This is a genomic window from Microbacterium sp. KUDC0406 (assembly GCF_021582875.1).
In the GTDB taxonomy this organism is placed as follows: domain Bacteria; phylum Actinomycetota; class Actinomycetes; order Actinomycetales; family Microbacteriaceae; genus Microbacterium.
Genome location: NZ_CP091138.1, coordinates 919405 through 934501, shown reverse-complemented (window position 1 = coordinate 934501; position 15097 = coordinate 919405). Strand labels below are relative to the sequence as shown.

At 69.8% G+C, this 15097-nt stretch carries 9 protein-coding genes, 1 tRNA gene and 5 pseudogenes; 10 read left to right on the top strand and 5 right to left on the bottom strand.

Annotated features, from left to right (window positions below; genetic code table 11):
- Nucleotides 1-69: 69 nt before the first annotated feature.
- Together L2X99_RS04720 and L2X99_RS04715 are read left to right on the top strand one after the other, a co-directional pair.
- Nucleotides 70-1194, top strand: a complete 1125-nt coding sequence (locus L2X99_RS04720; RefSeq protein ID WP_236124832.1) for a COX15/CtaA family protein — start codon at nucleotides 70-72, stop codon at nucleotides 1192-1194.
- A gap of 45 nt (nucleotides 1195-1239) precedes the next feature.
- Nucleotides 1240-1668 (top strand): hypothetical protein, encoded by a 429-nt coding sequence (locus L2X99_RS04715; protein WP_236135689.1) that lies wholly within the window; start codon nucleotides 1240-1242, stop codon nucleotides 1666-1668.
- A 56-nt stretch (nucleotides 1669-1724) separates the two neighbouring features.
- Here L2X99_RS04715 and L2X99_RS04710 read toward each other — a convergent pair.
- Nucleotides 1725-2646: pseudogene (locus tag L2X99_RS04710) on the bottom strand (heme o synthase).
- Nucleotides 2647-2849: 203 nt separating this feature from the next.
- Between L2X99_RS04710 and tkt the strand changes: the two are divergent.
- The 6 genes and pseudogenes from tkt to pgl all read left to right on the top strand — a co-directional run bounded on the left by tkt (nucleotide 2850) and on the right by pgl (nucleotide 10957).
- Nucleotides 2850-4952 (top strand): transketolase, encoded by a 2103-nt coding sequence (tkt, locus tag L2X99_RS04705; RefSeq protein ID WP_442923500.1) that lies wholly within the window; start codon nucleotides 2850-2852, stop codon nucleotides 4950-4952.
- Nucleotides 4949-6060 (top strand): annotated as a pseudogene (tal, locus tag L2X99_RS04700) (transaldolase). The gene tkt and the pseudogene tal overlap by 4 nt, the downstream one beginning before the upstream one ends.
- A complete protein-coding gene (locus L2X99_RS04695) occupies nucleotides 6057-7661 on the top strand; it encodes a glucose-6-phosphate isomerase (RefSeq protein WP_236124840.1) in 1605 nt (534 codons plus the stop codon). Before tal ends, L2X99_RS04695 begins: the two are co-directional and overlap by 4 nt.
- A 39-nt stretch (nucleotides 7662-7700) precedes the next feature.
- Nucleotides 7701-9244: pseudogene (zwf, locus tag L2X99_RS04690) on the top strand (glucose-6-phosphate dehydrogenase).
- Nucleotides 9241-10177, top strand: a pseudogene (locus L2X99_RS04685) (glucose-6-phosphate dehydrogenase assembly protein OpcA). The pseudogenes zwf and L2X99_RS04685 overlap by 4 nt, the downstream one beginning before the upstream one ends.
- A gap of 2 nt (nucleotides 10178-10179) precedes the next feature.
- A pseudogene (gene pgl / locus L2X99_RS04680) lies at nucleotides 10180-10957 on the top strand (6-phosphogluconolactonase).
- Here the strand turns inward: pgl and L2X99_RS04675 are convergent.
- Nucleotides 10951-11943 carry a DMT family transporter gene (locus L2X99_RS04675; RefSeq protein WP_236124846.1) on the bottom strand — a complete coding sequence of 331 codons (993 nt, stop codon included), beginning with the start codon at nucleotides 11941-11943 and terminating at the stop codon, nucleotides 10951-10953. The pseudogene pgl and the gene L2X99_RS04675 overlap by 7 nt on opposite strands.
- Before the next feature lie 70 nt (nucleotides 11944-12013).
- Between L2X99_RS04675 and def the strand changes: the two genes are divergently transcribed.
- Entirely contained in the window at nucleotides 12014-12580 is a 567-nt protein-coding gene (gene def, locus L2X99_RS04670; protein ID WP_236124848.1) for a peptide deformylase, read from the top strand.
- A gap of 71 nt (nucleotides 12581-12651) precedes the next feature.
- Complete coding sequence (locus tag L2X99_RS04665; RefSeq protein ID WP_236135688.1) at nucleotides 12652-14112, top strand: Nramp family divalent metal transporter; 1461 nt, start codon at nucleotides 12652-12654, stop codon at nucleotides 14110-14112.
- Between the two features lie 84 nt (nucleotides 14113-14196).
- Here L2X99_RS04665 and L2X99_RS04660 read toward each other — a convergent pair.
- The 3 genes from L2X99_RS04660 to L2X99_RS18165 form a co-directional block, all read right to left on the bottom strand.
- Nucleotides 14197-14272 (bottom strand) — tRNA-Asn (locus L2X99_RS04660).
- 97 nt (nucleotides 14273-14369) lie between these two features.
- A complete protein-coding gene (locus L2X99_RS18170) occupies nucleotides 14370-14735 on the bottom strand; it encodes an ATP-binding cassette domain-containing protein (protein ID WP_236124854.1) in 366 nt (121 codons plus the stop codon).
- Entirely contained in the window at nucleotides 14624-15082 is a 459-nt protein-coding gene (locus L2X99_RS18165; protein ID WP_329608168.1) for an ATP-binding cassette domain-containing protein, read from the bottom strand. Before L2X99_RS18165 ends, L2X99_RS18170 begins: the two co-directional genes overlap by 112 nt.
- Between the last annotated feature and the right edge of the window lie 15 nt (nucleotides 15083-15097).

Below are 15097 nucleotides of genomic sequence, written 5' to 3'. Positions count from 1 at the left end.
ACAATCCGATTCTACAGGTTCCGCCGGCATCCGAGCCGTTTCCCAGGTTGCGTGCGGGCCGGAGGTGCCATGCACGCCAGTTCCGCCACGTCCCGTCCCGAGACGGGCACGATCCTCTCCCGCCCGCTCCGGGTGTTCGCCTGGCTGTCGTTCCTGGCCGAGGTGATCATCATCGGCACCGGCGGAGCGGTGCGGCTCACCGGCTCGGGTCTCGGATGCTCGGACTGGCCGCTGTGCACTCCGGAGTCGCTCGTCCCGCTTCCTGAGCAGGGCATCCACGGCCTGATCGAGTTCGGCAACCGCACGATGACCGGTGTCGTCGGCCTGGTCGCACTCGCGGTCGTCCTGCTCACCGTGCACGCCGTCGGCGGGCGCTCCCTCGTCTTCCGCGCACTCTGGTTCGCGCTCGGCGGTGTGGCGCTGGCGGTCGCCGTGTACGCGATCGCCGCGGGGACGGGCGTGATCTACTCGGCGGCGCTGATGTCCGCTGCGCTGCTGCTGTCGGTGCTCGCGGGCGCAATCGATTCGCTGCGCCGCACCACACAGCGCCGCGATCTGGCGCTGCTGGCGTGGATCGTGCTCGCAGGCGTGATGGCGCAGGCGGTCGTCGGCGGCTTCGCCGTGCTGACCGAGCTGAACGCATTCGTCGTCGGCTTCCACTACGCATCCTCGCTGCTGCTGGTGTGTGTCACGGCCGCGTTCCTGGTCCGGATGAACGCGACTCCGGGCCCACGCAGGGCGGCCGTGCCGCGTTGGTTCACCATCCTCACCCACGTCACCGGGCTCGCGCTGGCCGTCACGATCCTGTTCGGCGTGCTCACCACCGGCTCCGGTCCGCACTCCGGCGACGCGAACATCCAGCGCAACGGGTTCGACGCCACCTGGCTGGCACATGTGCACTCCTGGCCCGGCTACATCCTCGCCGCGCTCATCGTGGCACTGCTGATCAGCGCCTTCGTGCTGCGCCTGCCGCCGCGCAACTGGCTCATCGTGCTGGCCGTCGCTGTACTGGTGCAGGTCCTCGTGGGCGTGCTGCAGGCCCGTCACGGTCTGCCGCCGGTACTGGTCGGCATCCACATGATGCTGGCCTCGCTCTCGGCCGCCGCCTACACGGTGGTCGTGCTGAACCTGAAGCGCCCGGTCTCCGCCTATGAGGACCCCGCCCTCGCTGCGGCGCACGCAGGCCACGCATAGCCGGCGCACAACGCGCGCATCAGGCGATCCGGAAGAGTTCCGGACATGAAGAAGACATCGCTCGTCCGCTCCGTCCCCTACCTCGCTCTGGTGCTGCTGTCGCTCATCGCGATCGGCCTGGGCGGGTGGCTGTCCACCCGGCAGATCGGCGCGATGACGTCAGCGCTGCTCGACGGCACTGCCACCGGCGTCGAGGTGTACGCCGGGCAGAGCTGGGTGATGCTCGGCGCGGTGGTGCTGGGTTGCGGAGTGATCGGCCTGCTGCTGGCGCTGGCCCTCGCGGCCGCGAAGGCGCTCCTCCCCCGCCCGCAGGCCGAGGCCGGCGAGCCGGTCGACGGGGCTGCGCAGGACGAGGCATCGTCCGCGCCCGGGGCGGATGCCGACGAAGCAGCCCCGCTCGAGGATGCCGCTGAGGCGGAGCATCCGGCCGAGGCGGACTCCCCCGCCGAGCCCGTCGGGGCACCCGGCCGCTGATCCGGAACGCGAAAAGGGCCGGCCCCGCTCGGGGCCGGCCCTTCGTCATCCGTCGGTCAGAACGGCAGCAGCGGATCGACTGCCACCGCGAGGAAGATCAGGGTCAGGTACGTGATCGAGGCGTGGAACACACGCATCGGTCGCGGCTCGTCGCGGTGCACGGCGCGGTTGTACAGCCGGTGCGACTCGTAGATGAACCAGCCGCCGAAGACCAGGGCCGAGACCGTGTACACCAGGCCCATGCCTGCGACGGGCACGAGCAGCAGCGAGCACGCGACGGTCGCCCACGCGTACAGGATGACCTGCAGGCCCACCTGCGACGGGGAGCGCGTGACTCCCAGCATCGGCACGTCGACGTCGTCGTAGTCGTCCTTGTACTTCATCGACAGGGGCCAGTAATGCGCCGGGGTCCACAGGAAGACCAGCACGAACAGCACGATCGGCGGCCAGGCGAGCGAGCCCGTCACCGCGGACCAGCCGATGACGACCGGGAAGCACCCGGCGATGCCGCCCCAGATGATGTTCTGCTCGGTGCGCCGCTTGAGGATCATCGTGTAGATGACCACGTAGAAGAAGATCGCGGTCGCGGACAGCGCCGCCGCCAGCCAGTTCGTCGTCAGCCACAGCCAGGCGGTCGACACGACCGCGAGCACCCAGGAGAACACCAGTGCGCCGCGCGGCGACACCTCGCCGGTCACGAGCGGACGGTTCTCGGTGCGCTTCATGTGCACGTCGATGTCGCGATCGAGGTACATGTTGAAGGATGCCGCCGGAGCCGGCGCTCATGGCACCACCCAGCACCGTCGCGAGCACGAGCCAGAGGTCGGGCATCCCGCCGGCGGCGAGGATCATCACCGGCACCGTGGAGACCAGGAGGAGCTCCATCACGCGGGGTTTCGTCAGCGCCACATAGCCGCGGATCTTCTGACCGAGCGAGTGCGTACGGGCATCGGTCTGCGACGTCGTCGAGATCGCGATCGCCTCCTCCATGCGAATGCTGACAGTTACCTCCGAGTCTACGGCACCGAACGCGGACGGTCGGCGCCGAAACGAACCGCTTCACCCTCCCCTCACCGCACTATGCTGGGGAGCACTCGCGCGCCCAGGCGCTGTGCACACACCTCCGTGACGACGCGGATCGCGCAGGGAAGACGGGCGCCTTTTTCCTTGTCAGAAGGGGCATGACCGTGGCGGAAGTCATCTGGAACGATCTCGACCGGCGAGCGGTGGACACCGCACGCGTACTGGCGGCGGACGCCGTGCAGAAGGTGGGGAACGGCCACCCGGGCACGGCGATGAGCCTCGCTCCCGTGGCCTACCTGCTCTACCAGCGAGTCATGCGCCACGATCCGGCGGACACGCACTGGATCGGGCGGGACCGCTTCATCCTCTCGGTCGGGCACTCGTCCCTCACTCAGTACATCCAGCTCTACCTGGGCGGGTTCGGCCTCGAGCTGTCGGATCTCGAATCGCTGCGCACCTGGGGATCGCTGACGCCCGGTCACCCGGAGTACGGGCACACGAAGGGCGTGGAGGTCACGACCGGCCCTCTCGGCCAGGGCCTCGCCTCCGCGGTCGGCTTCGCGTACGCCTCGCGCTACGAGCGCGGCCTGTTCGATCCGGATGCCGCAGCCGGTTCCAGCCCCTTCGACCACCACGTCTACGTGATCGCCGGAGACGGCGACCTGCAGGAGGGCGTGACCAGCGAGGCGTCGTCCCTCGCGGGGCACCAGCAGCTCGGCAACCTGATCGCCATCTACGACTCGAACCAGATCTCGATCGAGGGCGACACAGACGTCGCGTTCACGGAGGACGTGCGTCAGCGGTACGAGGCGTACGGCTGGCAGGTGCTCGAGGTCGACTGGCGCCGTACCGGGCAGTACGTCGAGGACGTGCAGGAGCTGGACGACGCGATCGAGCAGGGCAAGGCCGAGACCGGCAAGCCCACGCTGATCATCCTGAAGACCATCATCGGCTGGCCGGCCCCGAACAAGTCGGGAACCGAGGCCGTGCACGGCAACGCGCTGGGCGCGGACGAGGTCGCGGCCACCAAGGTCGTGCTCGGCTTCGACCCCGAGAAGGCGTTCGTCGTCGAGGACGCCGTCATCGCCCACACCCGCGAACTGGGCGCCCGCGCGGCCGAGGACCGCGCCGCTTGGCAGTCGTCGTTCGACGCCTGGGCAGCCGCCAACCCCGAGCGCAAGTCCCTGCTCGACCGCCTCGAGGCGCACGCACTGCCCGAGGGCGTCGCGGAGGCGCTGCCGGTGTTCGAGGCCGGCACCGAGGTGTCCACCCGCGCGGCATCCGGCAAGGTCATCAACGCTCTCTCGCCGAAGCTCCCCGAGCTGTGGGGCGGCTCCGCCGACCTGGCGGGCTCGAACAACACCACCATCGCCGATGCCGCGTCGTTCATCCCGGCGGAGTGGTCCACGCATGAATGGAAGGGAAGCCCGTACGGCCGCGTGCTGCACTTCGGCATCCGCGAGCACGCGATGGGCGCCATCCTGAACGGCATCGTGCTGCACGGCCCGACCCGTCCCTTCGGCGGCACCTTCCTCATCTTCAGCGACTACATGCGCCCCGCCGTGCGCCTGGCCGCACTGATGAACGTGCCGAGCGTGTTCGTCTGGACGCATGACTCGGTCGCCCTCGGCGAGGACGGTCCGACACACCAGCCGATCGAGCAGCTCGCGGCGTTGCGTGCGATCCCGAACATGACGATCGTCCGCCCTGCGGACGGGAACGAGACCGCGGCGGCGTGGCTCGAGATTCTCGGCAGGCGCGGCGGACCCACAGGCCTCGCCCTGACCCGTCAGAACGTGCCGAACTTCGCCCGGGGCGCCGGGGCGGCCTCCGGCGACGAGTTCGCCTCCGCGGCGAACACCGCGAAGGGCGCTTACGTGCTCGCGGAGGCTCCGAACGGCACCCCCGACGTCATCCTCATCGGCACGGGCTCCGAGGTGCAGTTGGCGGTCGCCGCCCGCGAGACCCTCGCCGCCGAGGGCGTGAACGCCCGCGTCGTGTCCGCCCCGTCGCTGGAGTGGTTCGCCGAGCAGGACGAGGCCTACCGCGAGAGCGTGCTGCCCGGATCCGTGACCGCACGCGTCTCGGTCGAGGCCGGTTCCGTGCTGAGCTGGCGCGGCATCGTCGGCGACCGCGGCCGTTCCGTCGGCATCGACCACTTCGGCGCATCCGCCGACTACAAGACCCTGTTCCAGAAGTTCGGCATCACCGCCGAAGCCGTCGTCGAGGCGGCGCGCGAGAGCATCAAGGAGAACGCATGAGCACCCCCACCGCAGACCTCTCGGCCGCCGGCGTCAGCATCTGGCTCGACGACCTGTCCCGCACCCGTATCCAGTCCGGCAACCTGCAGCAGCTCATCGACACCCGCAACGTCGTCGGCGTCACCACCAACCCGACGATCTTCGCGAACTCGATGACCAATCCTGACGACACCTCGTACGACGCGCAGGTGGCCGAGCTCGCGGCGTCCGGGGCATCCGCCGTCGACGCCGTGTTCGCGGCGACCACGCAGGACGTGCGCGACGCGCTGGACGTGTTCCGGCCGGTGTACGACGCGACCTCGCACGTGGACGGGCGCGTCTCGATCGAGGTCTCCCCGACCTCGCACACGACACCGACGGCACGATCGCTCAGGCCAAGGACCTCTGGGCGCGCGTCGACCGGCCGAACCTCCTCGTCAAGATCCCCGCGACCAAGGCCGGCCTGCCGGCCATCGCCGCGGCGATCGGCGCCGGCATCAGCGTGAACGTCACGCTGATTTTCAGCCTCGAGCGCTACGCCGAGGTGATCGACGCCTACCTGACCGGCCTGGAGACCGCGAAGGAGGCGGGCATCGATCTGTCCGGCATCCACTCGGTCGCCTCCTTCTTCGTGTCCCGCGTCGACACGGAGACCGACAAGCGCCTCTCGGCGATCGGCACCGAAGAGGCCGCGGCGCTGAAGAGCAAGGCCGGTCTCGCCAACGCCCGCCTCGCCTACGAGCTGTACGAGAAGACCTTCGCGGAGGACCGCGCCAAGGCGCTGCTGGATGCCGGTGCCACACCGCAGCGTCCGCTGTGGGCGTCGACCGGCGTCAAGGACCCGGCGCTGCCCGACACGCTGTACGTGACCGAGCTGGTCGCTCCCGGCGTGGTGAACACGATGCCCGAGAAGACCCTGGAGGCCACCTTCGACCACGGTGTCGTCACCGGTGACAGCGTGACCTCGACGTACGACGCGTCCCGCGAGGTGTTCGCGGGCCTGAAGGCCGCCGGCGTCGACTTCGACGATGTCACCCAGGTGCTCGAGGACGAGGGCGTCGCGAAGTTCATCGACTCGTGGCACGACCTGCTCACCCAGGTGGCCAAGGGGCTCGAGGCCGCCCGATGAGCGTCACCGTCCATGTCTCGGGCGCGGCGGCCGCCGCGGTCGAGAACACGGTGCCGCGGCTCGTCGCCGAGCTCGTCGCCACCCGCCTCACCAGTGGCGACGCCACGATGTGGGGACCGGAGGCCGAGGCCGAGGCCTCGATCCGCCTCGGCTGGCTGGAGGCCGTGTCGGTCTCGCGCCCGCTGGTCGTCGAGATCACCGCGCTGCGCGAACAGCTCACCGCGAACGGCGTCGATCGCTTCGTGCTCGCGGGCATGGGCGGTTCTTCGCTGGCGCCCGAGGTCATCACGCAGACCGCGGGCGTGCCGCTGACCATCCTCGACTCCACGGCACCGGGGCAGGTGCTGGCCGCACTCGACGACGACCTCGCACGCACCGCGCTCGTGGTGTCGTCGAAGTCGGGCTCCACGGTCGAGACCGACTCGCAGCGCCGCACCTTCGAGGCCGCGTTCCGCGACATCGGCATCGACCCGGCCGAGCGCATCATCGTCGTCACCGACCCCGGCTCTCCGCTGGACGCCTCGGCGCGCGAGGCCGGCTACCGCGTGTTCAACGCCGACCCGAACGTGGGCGGCCGCTACTCCGCGCTCACCGCGTTCGGCCTGGTGCCCTCCGGGCTGGCCGGCGCCGATGTCTCCGAGCTGCTCGACGAGGCCGAGGCCTCGCTCCTGGAGGTCGCCGTCGACACGGCGGACAATCCTGCGCTGCGGCTGGCCGCGGCGATCGCCGGCGCCGACCCGCGCCGCGACAAGCTGGGCCTGATCACCGACGGCACGCACATCGTCGGCCTGCCGGACTGGATCGAGCAGCTCATCGCGGAGTCCACCGGCAAGGAGGGCACCGGCGTCCTTCCCGTCGTGCTGCTCCCCGTCTCGCCCGAGGTCGAGAGCACGCCCGCCGATCTGCAGCTGCTGCGTCTGGTCGACGACGCCGACGAGTTCCACCTGCACGAGCGCCACCCGGGCGAGATCCTCGTCAGCGGCACGCTCGGCGCGCAGTTCGTCGTCTGGGAGTACGCCACCGCGATCGTCGGCCGGCTGCTGGGTATCAACCCCTTCGACCAGCCCGACGTAGAGTCGGCCAAGGTCGCTGCGCGCGGCCTGCTCGACGCGCGGCCGGAGCCGGCGCCAGCGGCGTTCGTCCAGGACGGCATCGAAGTGCGGGTCTCGGACCCCGCTCTGGCCGCTTCCGGCACGATCGAGGGCGTCCTGGACGCCCTGTGGGCCGAACTGCCCGCCGACGGTTACGTCGCCGTGCAGGCCTACGTCGACCGTCTCGACCTGCCGCAGCTGCAGGGTCTGCGCGAGATGGTCGCCGCCGACTCCGGACGTCCCGCGACGTTCGGGTGGGGACCGAGATTCCTGCACTCCACGGGGCAGTACCACAAGGGCGGTCCCGCCCAGGGTGTGTTCGTGCAGATCCTGGAGCGCACCGACGTGGACCTGGAGATCCCCGACCGTCCGTTCACGTTCGGCCAGCTCATCGAGGCTCAGGCCGCCGGTGACGCTGCGGTGCTCGCAGAGCACGGCCGGCCGGTCGTGACCCTCACGATCGCCGATGCGTCCGCCGACGTGATGGCGTTGTTCGAAGCCGCTCAGTGATTCCCCCGACACCGTGACACCGATCGAGGCACCCAACCGATGACAGTACCCATCTCGCGCGGGCACAATCCGCTGCGCGATCCCGACGACCGCCGCCTGAACCGGATCGCAGGGCCCAGCGCCCTCGTGATCTTCGGAGTCACCGGCGATCTGTCCCGCAAGAAGCTCATGCCCGCCGTGTACGACCTCGCCAACCGGGGCTGCTTCCTCCGGGCTTCGCCCTGGTCGGCTTCGCGCGCCGCGACTGGGAGGACCAGGACTTCGCGCAGGTGGTCTACGAGGCCGTCAAGCAGCACGCCCGCACGCCGTTCCGCGAGGAGACCTGGCAGCAGCTGCTGCAGGGCATCCGGTTCGTGCAGGGCACGTTCGACGACCCGGAGTCCTTCCGCCGGCTGCGCGAGACCGTCGAGAAGCTCGACGTCGAACGCGGCACGATGGGCAACCACGCCTACTACCTATCGATCCCGCCGAAGGACTTCCCGACGGTCGCCCGTCAGCTGAAGGACTCCGGCCTGGTCGGCGACGCGGGCGACGATGACCAGTGCTGGCGGCGCGTGGTGATCGAGAAGCCGTTCGGCGACGATCTGGAATCGGCCAGAGCGTTGAACAGGGCCCTCGAGGTGGCCTTCCCGGCGGACTCGATCTTCCGGATCGACCACTACCTCGGCAAGGAGACGGTGCAGAACATCCTCGCTCTGCGCTTCGCGAACGAGCTGTACGAGCCGATCTGGAACCGCAACCACATCGACCACGTGCAGATCACGATGGCCGAGGACATCGGAGTGGGCGGGCGTGCCGGCTACTACGACGGCATCGGTGCGGCGCGCGACGTGATCCAGAACCACCTGCTGCAGCTGCTCGCGCTCACCGCGATGGAGGAGCCGATCAGCCTGTCCGCCGAGCACCTCCGCTCCGAGAAGGAGAAGGTGCTCGAGGCCGTCCAGCTGCCCGCAGATCTGTCCCTCGCCACCGCACGCGGGCAGTACGCCGGCGGATGGCAGGGCGGCGAGAAGGTGAACGGCTTCCTCGAGGAGGACGGGATGGACCCCCGTTCCACCACCGAGACCTACGCGGCCGTCAAGCTCGAGATCGCGAACCGGCGCTGGGCCGGTGTGCCCTTCTACCTGCGCACCGGCAAGCGTCTCGGCCGCCGCGTCACCGAGATCGCCGTCGTCTTCAAGCGCGCCCCGCAGCATCTGCTCGGGCGCACGTCGGAGCTCGGGCAGAACGCGCTGGTCATCCGGGTGCAGCCCGACGAGGGCGTCACGATCCGGTTCGGCTCGAAGGTGCCGGGAGCCGGCACGCAGGTGCGCGACGTGACGATGGACTTCGGCTACGGGCATGCCTTCACCGAGGCGAGCCCTGAGGCGTATGAGCGCCTCATCCTCGACGTGCTCCTCGGCGACCCGCCGCTGTTCCCCCGCCACGAGGAGGTCGAGCTCTCCTGGAAGATCCTCGATCCGATCGAGGAGTACTGGGCTGCGAAGGGGGGCCCGCTCGAGCAGTACGCTCCCGGCTCCTGGGGCCCGGCATCCGCCGACGCCCTGCTGGCCCGCGACGGACGAGTCTGGAGACGACCGTGATCATCGACCTGCCCGACACCACCGTCAGCCAGATCGCCAAGCAGCTGGTCCGGGTGCGCGAGGAGGGCGGCGCCGTCGCCCTCGGACGCGTGCTCACGCTCGTCATCGCCGCTCGCAACGGCGTGGCGGAGGACGCGATCGACGCGGCGAACGACGCCTCCCGCGAGCATCCCATGCGGGTGATCGTTCTCACGATCGGCGACGGACCTTCGCGCCTGGACGCGCAGATCCGCGTCGGGGGCGACGCCGGAGCCAGCGAGGTCGTCGTGCTGCGCGCCTTCGGCGAGGCCTCGAGCAACGCGGAGAGCCTCGTCACCGGCCTGCTGCTGCCCGATGCCCCGGTCGTGGCCTGGTGGCCCGACGAGGCGCCGACGGATGCCGCCGGCGTCACCGCTGGGCCGTATCGCGCAGCGTCGCATCACCGACGCCGCCACCTCGCCCGACGTGCGCGATCGGCTCGCCCTGCTGGGTCGCACGCACGCGCCCGGCGACACAGATCTCGCCTGGACGCGTCTGACCCACTGGCGCGAGCAGCTCGCCGCTGTGCTGGACCAGCCGCCGTTCGAGACGGTCACGGGCGTCGAGGTGCGCGGCGCCGCCGCATCGCCGTCGACCGCCCTTCTCGCCGCCTGGCTGCAGATGGCCCTCGATGTGCCGGTGCGCTGGTCGTACGAGGACCCGCAGCACTGGCAGGAGGGCATCAAGTCGGTGCGCCTGCACCGCGCCTCCGGCGACATCCTGCTGGAGCGCCCGTCGCCCGGCGTGGCCGTGCTCACCCAGCCCGGTCAGCCCGATCACGAACTGCACCTGCCGCGCCGTACGCTGCGCGAGTGTCTGGCCGAGGAGTTGCGCAGGCTGGATGCGGACGTGCTGTACGGTCGAGTCATCACCGATGGCTGGGAGCGGCTGGGGCCGCCGGAAACGGGAGCATGACGATGGAGCAGGCGCGCGCGGTCAAGACGGTCGTCGTCGAACCCACTCCGGCTGAGCTGGCCGCCCGGGTCGCAGACCGGTTCGTGACCAGGGTGCGCGCCCGCACCAAGGACGGACGCACCGCCCACATCTGCCTCACCGGCGGTTCGATGGGCGGTGCTGTGCTGGCTGCAGTCGCCGAGCACCCTCGTGCCACGAAGATCGACTGGTCGCTGGTGCACTTCTGGTGGGGCGATGAGCGCTTCGTCGCACGCGATGACGCGGATCGCAACTCACTGCAGTCCCGTCGCGCCCTGCTCGACCGCATCCCGGTCCCGGAAGAGAACGTGCACGAGGCGGCCGAACCCGGTGAGATGAGCCTCGACGAGGCTGCGGCGGACTACGCCGCCGAGCTCGCGCGGTTCGGCACGGATGACCGGCCCTGGCCGTCGTTCGCGGTGTGCTTCCTCGGCGTCGGCCCCGACGGCCACATCGCATCGTTGTTCCCGGATCGTCCCGAGGTGACCGTGACGGATGCCGACGGTGCTTCCGGTGCGGGACTCGCCCAAGCCCCCGCCCGAGCGCATCACGCTGACCCGCCCGGTGATCAATGCGTCGAAGCGCGTGTGGCTGGTGCTCACCGGCGCCGACAAGGCCTCAGCGCTCGGGCTGGCGCTGGCCGGCGCGAGCTATGCGAGTGTGCCGGCCGCCGGCGCGAAGGGACGCCGCCGCACGGTGTTCTTCGTCGACGAGGCGGCGGCGTCCGAGGTCTCGCCCGACCTCATCGACCGCGACTACTGAGCGGGGCCCTGCGGCCCGGAGTCCGTCGAAGGGCCGTGGCTCCCCCGCGTGATGCCGTGCTCCTGGCTCTCGCTGATCATCTGCGGGTGGTACCGGGCGAGCCCGAACACCCCCCAGACGGCGATGCCGCCGGCGACGCCGAACCCGATCTGCACCCACAGCGGAGCGGCATCGGCCTCGCCGAGCACCAGGATGCCGATCAGCACGGCCACGATCGGGTCGATCACCGTGAGGCCGGCGATCACGAGGTCGGGCGGGCCCGACGCGTACGCGGTCTGGACGAAGTACCCGCCCGCCACCGCCGCAGCGACCAGCGCGATCACGCAGACCAGGGTCACCCAGTCGAACTCGCCGGCCTGGATGCGGCTGATCACGGCCTTCGCCAGAGTGGCGACGAAGCCGTACAGGATGCCGGCACCGGTCACGTAGAACAGCGCTCGCATCCGATGGCGCAGCACCAGCCAGCAGACGAACAGCAGGATGATGACGACCAGCAGGATCGCCAGGATCACGAACAGGTCGCGCTCGGTGATCCCGCGTTCGGTGGCGTAGATCGCCGCGAGCGTGACGAAGAGGAAGATGCCGCCCACGCAGGCGATGATCGCGGTGAGCGACTGACGCGTCGGCGACTGGCCCGAGACTCGGGCGTTCAGCAGGGTCGTGATGACCAGCGCGATCGCGCCGAGCGGCTGCACCACGATCAGCGGCGCGACGGCGAGAGCCGCCAGCTGGCAGACCACGGCCAGCCCCAGCATGAGCGTGCCGATCAGCCAGGAGGGACGGGTGAGCAGTCCCTTGAGCTGGGTCATCGAGAGTCCTGTGGCGCCCTGGGTGCCGGTGATCCGCTCGACCTTCTCCACGCCGCGGTGCTGATACTGCGCGCCCAGAGACATGAACACGGCGCCTGCCAGTGCGAGAGGGATGCCCATCAGCAGCCCGGGGTTCTGGAACACCCCGACCAGCTGGTCCGTGACTTCCCCCGCCATCCCCGCTCCATTCACACGTACGACTGTACCGGCCGCGGTTCGCGAACCCGGTGCACAGTAGGGTTGTGGCGTGACTGTTCTTCCGATCCGCATCATGGGCGACCCGGTTCTGCACGCACGCGCGGACGAGGTCGGCGAGGTCACCGACGAGATCCGCACCCTTGTCGCGGACATGTTCGAGACCATGGACATCGCCCCGGGTGTGGGCCTTGCGGCACCGCAGGTCGGCGTGGCTCTGCGCATCTACACGTACTCCTACGTCGACGACGACGAACGGCCCTGGCGGGGTGCGATCCTGAATCCGGTGCTCTGGATGACGCCGCCCGAGCCGGGCTCCCCCGACCCCGACCTCGAGTCGGAGGGATGCCTGTCGTTCCCCGGCGAACGGTTCCCGCTGCGCCGGTCCGACCGGGTGCTGGTCACCGGCACCGACCTGGACGGCGCGCCGGTGCGCATCGAGGTGGACGGCTGGCGCGCGCGCATCATGCAGCATGAGTTCGATCATCTCGACGGCATCCTCTACGTCGATCGTCTCTCGGACGGCGACTGGAAGACCGTGCAGAAGATCGCCCGCAAGCGCGGCTGGGGCCGCCCAGGCAACAGCTGGATGCCGGGCGTCGACGACCTCGAGGCCTGAGGCGGATGTCGTCGCAGACGCCGGCCGGCTCACTCGGCGAAGCCGCCGCGACCTAGTCCGCTCCGCGCCCTGTGCGCAAGCCCCTGCCCGGTGTTCTCGCGTCTTGCCACGATGGGCGGCAGAGACGACAGGAGCCGACGATGAGCCCTCATTCCGCCCAGTCGCACGAGGACGGCGCTCCGAAGGGAACGAGCGACGAAGGCTCCGTGCGGAGGCAGCACGGCAACAACCACGGAGGCGGCACCCCGCAGAAGCAGAACCTCGTCGTCCGCTTCTTCAAGGTGCTCGGCCCCGGTCTCGTGACCGGCGCAGCGGATGACGACCCCTCTGGCGTCGCGACGTACTCTCAGGCCGGAGCGGCCTTCGGCAACGGCCTGCTCTGGACCGTGCCGCTGTCGCTCCCGCTGATGATGGCCGTGCAGGAGACCTGCGACCGCGTGACGCTGGCGACCGGGGACAGCCTCGGGAAGCTCATCCGCCGGAAGTTCAGCCGAGGCGTCGGCATTGTGATCGGCGTCCTGATCGTCGCGCTGATCGCAGCGAACACGCTCAACCTCGCCGCGGACCTCAACGCCATCGGTCAGGGCGCCGAGCTCCTGCACGCCGGCCGCGCATGGATCTGGAGCACGATCGCGGGCACCGCGATCCTCCTGACCGTGATGCTCGGCTCTTTCGAGCTCATCGGCAGGATCTTCAAATGGCTGTGCCTCGTTCTGCTCGTCTACGTCGGCGTGCTGTTCGCCACCGACGTCGACTGGGCCGACGTCGGCCGCGGTCTCGTCGGGATGCAGTTCTCTCCGACGCCCGCCTACCTCGGCCTCGCCGTCGGCGTCCTGGGCACCACGATCTCTCCCTACATGTTCTTCTGGCAGTCCGCCCAGCGCGTCGAGGAGATCCGCGATGATCACAAGGACACGAGCGATCTGAAAGGCGACACGAGACCGCAGGCCCGCCGCCAGCTCCGGAAGAGCCGCCTCGATGTGTTCACGGGAATGATCTTCAGCGTCCTCATCATGTTCGCCATCATCGCGTCCAGCGCCGCGACCCTCGGTGCCCACCACGCGACGGTGTCGAGCGCGGCCGAAGCAGCCAAGGCGCTCGAGCCGATCGCCGGCAGTTGGGCCGGCGTCCTGTTCGCACTCGGCTTCATCGGGTCCGGGATGCTCGCGGTCCCTGTCCTGGCCGCCGCCGGCGCGGCAGGCCTCTCTGCGCTCTTGAACAGGAACTGGGGTCTTGACCGCAGTCCGCGCAGAGCGCCCCTCTTCTACATTCTTCTCGGCGCAGGGATGGTAGGCGGCACGATTCTGGCCGTCGTCTCGACCGACCCCATCGGGCTGCTCGTCCTCAGCGCCATCGTCAACGGCATCGCCGCCGGGCCCTTCCTCATCATCATCATGCTCATCGCCCGCGACCGCAGCATCATGGGCCGCTATCGCAACGGAAGACTCGCGGCCACCCTCGGATGGTTCACCACAGGCCTGATGACGGTCGCCGGAATCTACGGCATCTGGTACACGATCGCCGGCGGCTGAGGCGGCTTTCTGCGCCTGGGACGACGGGGGCTCGCCAGAGACGGAGAAAGGCCCGGAATCATGATCAATGATTCCGGGCCCCGTTGGCTCCCCCGGTTGGACTCGAACCAACAACCTGCCGGTTAACAGCCGGCTGCTCTGCCAGTTGAGCTACAGGGGATCATCTCTGGCGCGTCTCCCGCGAGCGGGCAACTCGACAAGCTTAGCAAACTCCGGAGGTGCTCAAGAACTCCGCCATCGGCCCGGGCGTGCCGCAGTCAGCGCTGCGAGTCCGCCTCGGCGTTCGGCACCCAGATGAGGTCCTTGCCGACCCCGCGGGCCACGACGTGGCCCCCGCGCAGCATCAGCGAGGCCGCATTCAGCTCGCGGATGAAGTCCGCGTCGTTGGTGACCATCAGGGCAGCCATGCCGCGCTCCTCACGACGCCGCGTGATCGCGTCGAAGACCGCCGGCCGCACCTCCGGGTCGAGATTGGCGAGCGGTTCGTCGGCGATGAGCACGCGCGGCTCCATCACCAGCGCACGGGCGATCGCCACGCGCTGCCGCATGCCGGCGCTGAGCTCGTACGGGAACTTGTTGGCGGCGCCGAGCGGCAGGTGCAGCTCATCGAGCAGCGTGGCCACGCGTATCGCGAGCGCCTTGCCGTTGACCTTGCGCTCCCGGATGGTGATCGGCTCCCCGATGATCTCCCCGCTGTGAGACGCGGGGGCAGATCGCCGCCGGCGCCCTGGCCGACGAAGCCGGTGAGCGCCCCCAGCATCCGCTTCTTCCGCCCGCCGCGGCGCGCGTCGATGCCGCACACCTGAGCGCGTCCGCCGACGATGCGCACCGACGGGTCCTCAGCACCCGACAGCGCCACCACCAGGGTCGACTTGCCCGACCCCGTGGGACCTGCCACGCAGAGCAGCTCACCGGGAGGGAGGACGAAGGTCACCCCGTCGACAGCCCGGGTCGCACCGCCGTGACCCATCCGGTCGATGACCAG

Excerpts from the sequence above, each read along its gene's own strand:
- L2X99_RS04720 (WP_236124832.1), top strand. The coding sequence starts at position 70 with ATGCACGCCAGTTCCGCCACGTCCCGTCCCGAGACGGGCACGATCCTC.
- L2X99_RS04715 (WP_236135689.1), top strand. The coding sequence starts at position 1,240 with ATGAAGAAGACATCGCTCGTCCGCTCCGTCCCCTACCTCGCTCTGGTG.
- tkt (WP_442923500.1), top strand. The coding sequence starts at position 2,850 with ATGACCGTGGCGGAAGTCATCTGGAACGATCTCGACCGGCGAGCGGTG.
- L2X99_RS04695 (WP_236124840.1), top strand. The coding sequence starts at position 6,057 with ATGAGCGTCACCGTCCATGTCTCGGGCGCGGCGGCCGCCGCGGTCGAG.
- L2X99_RS04675 (WP_236124846.1), bottom strand. The coding sequence starts at position 11,943 with ATGGCGGGGGAAGTCACGGACCAGCTGGTCGGGGTGTTCCAGAACCCC.
- L2X99_RS18165 (WP_329608168.1), bottom strand. The coding sequence starts at position 15,082 with ATGGGTCACGGCGGTGCGACCCGGGCTGTCGACGGGGTGACCTTCGTC.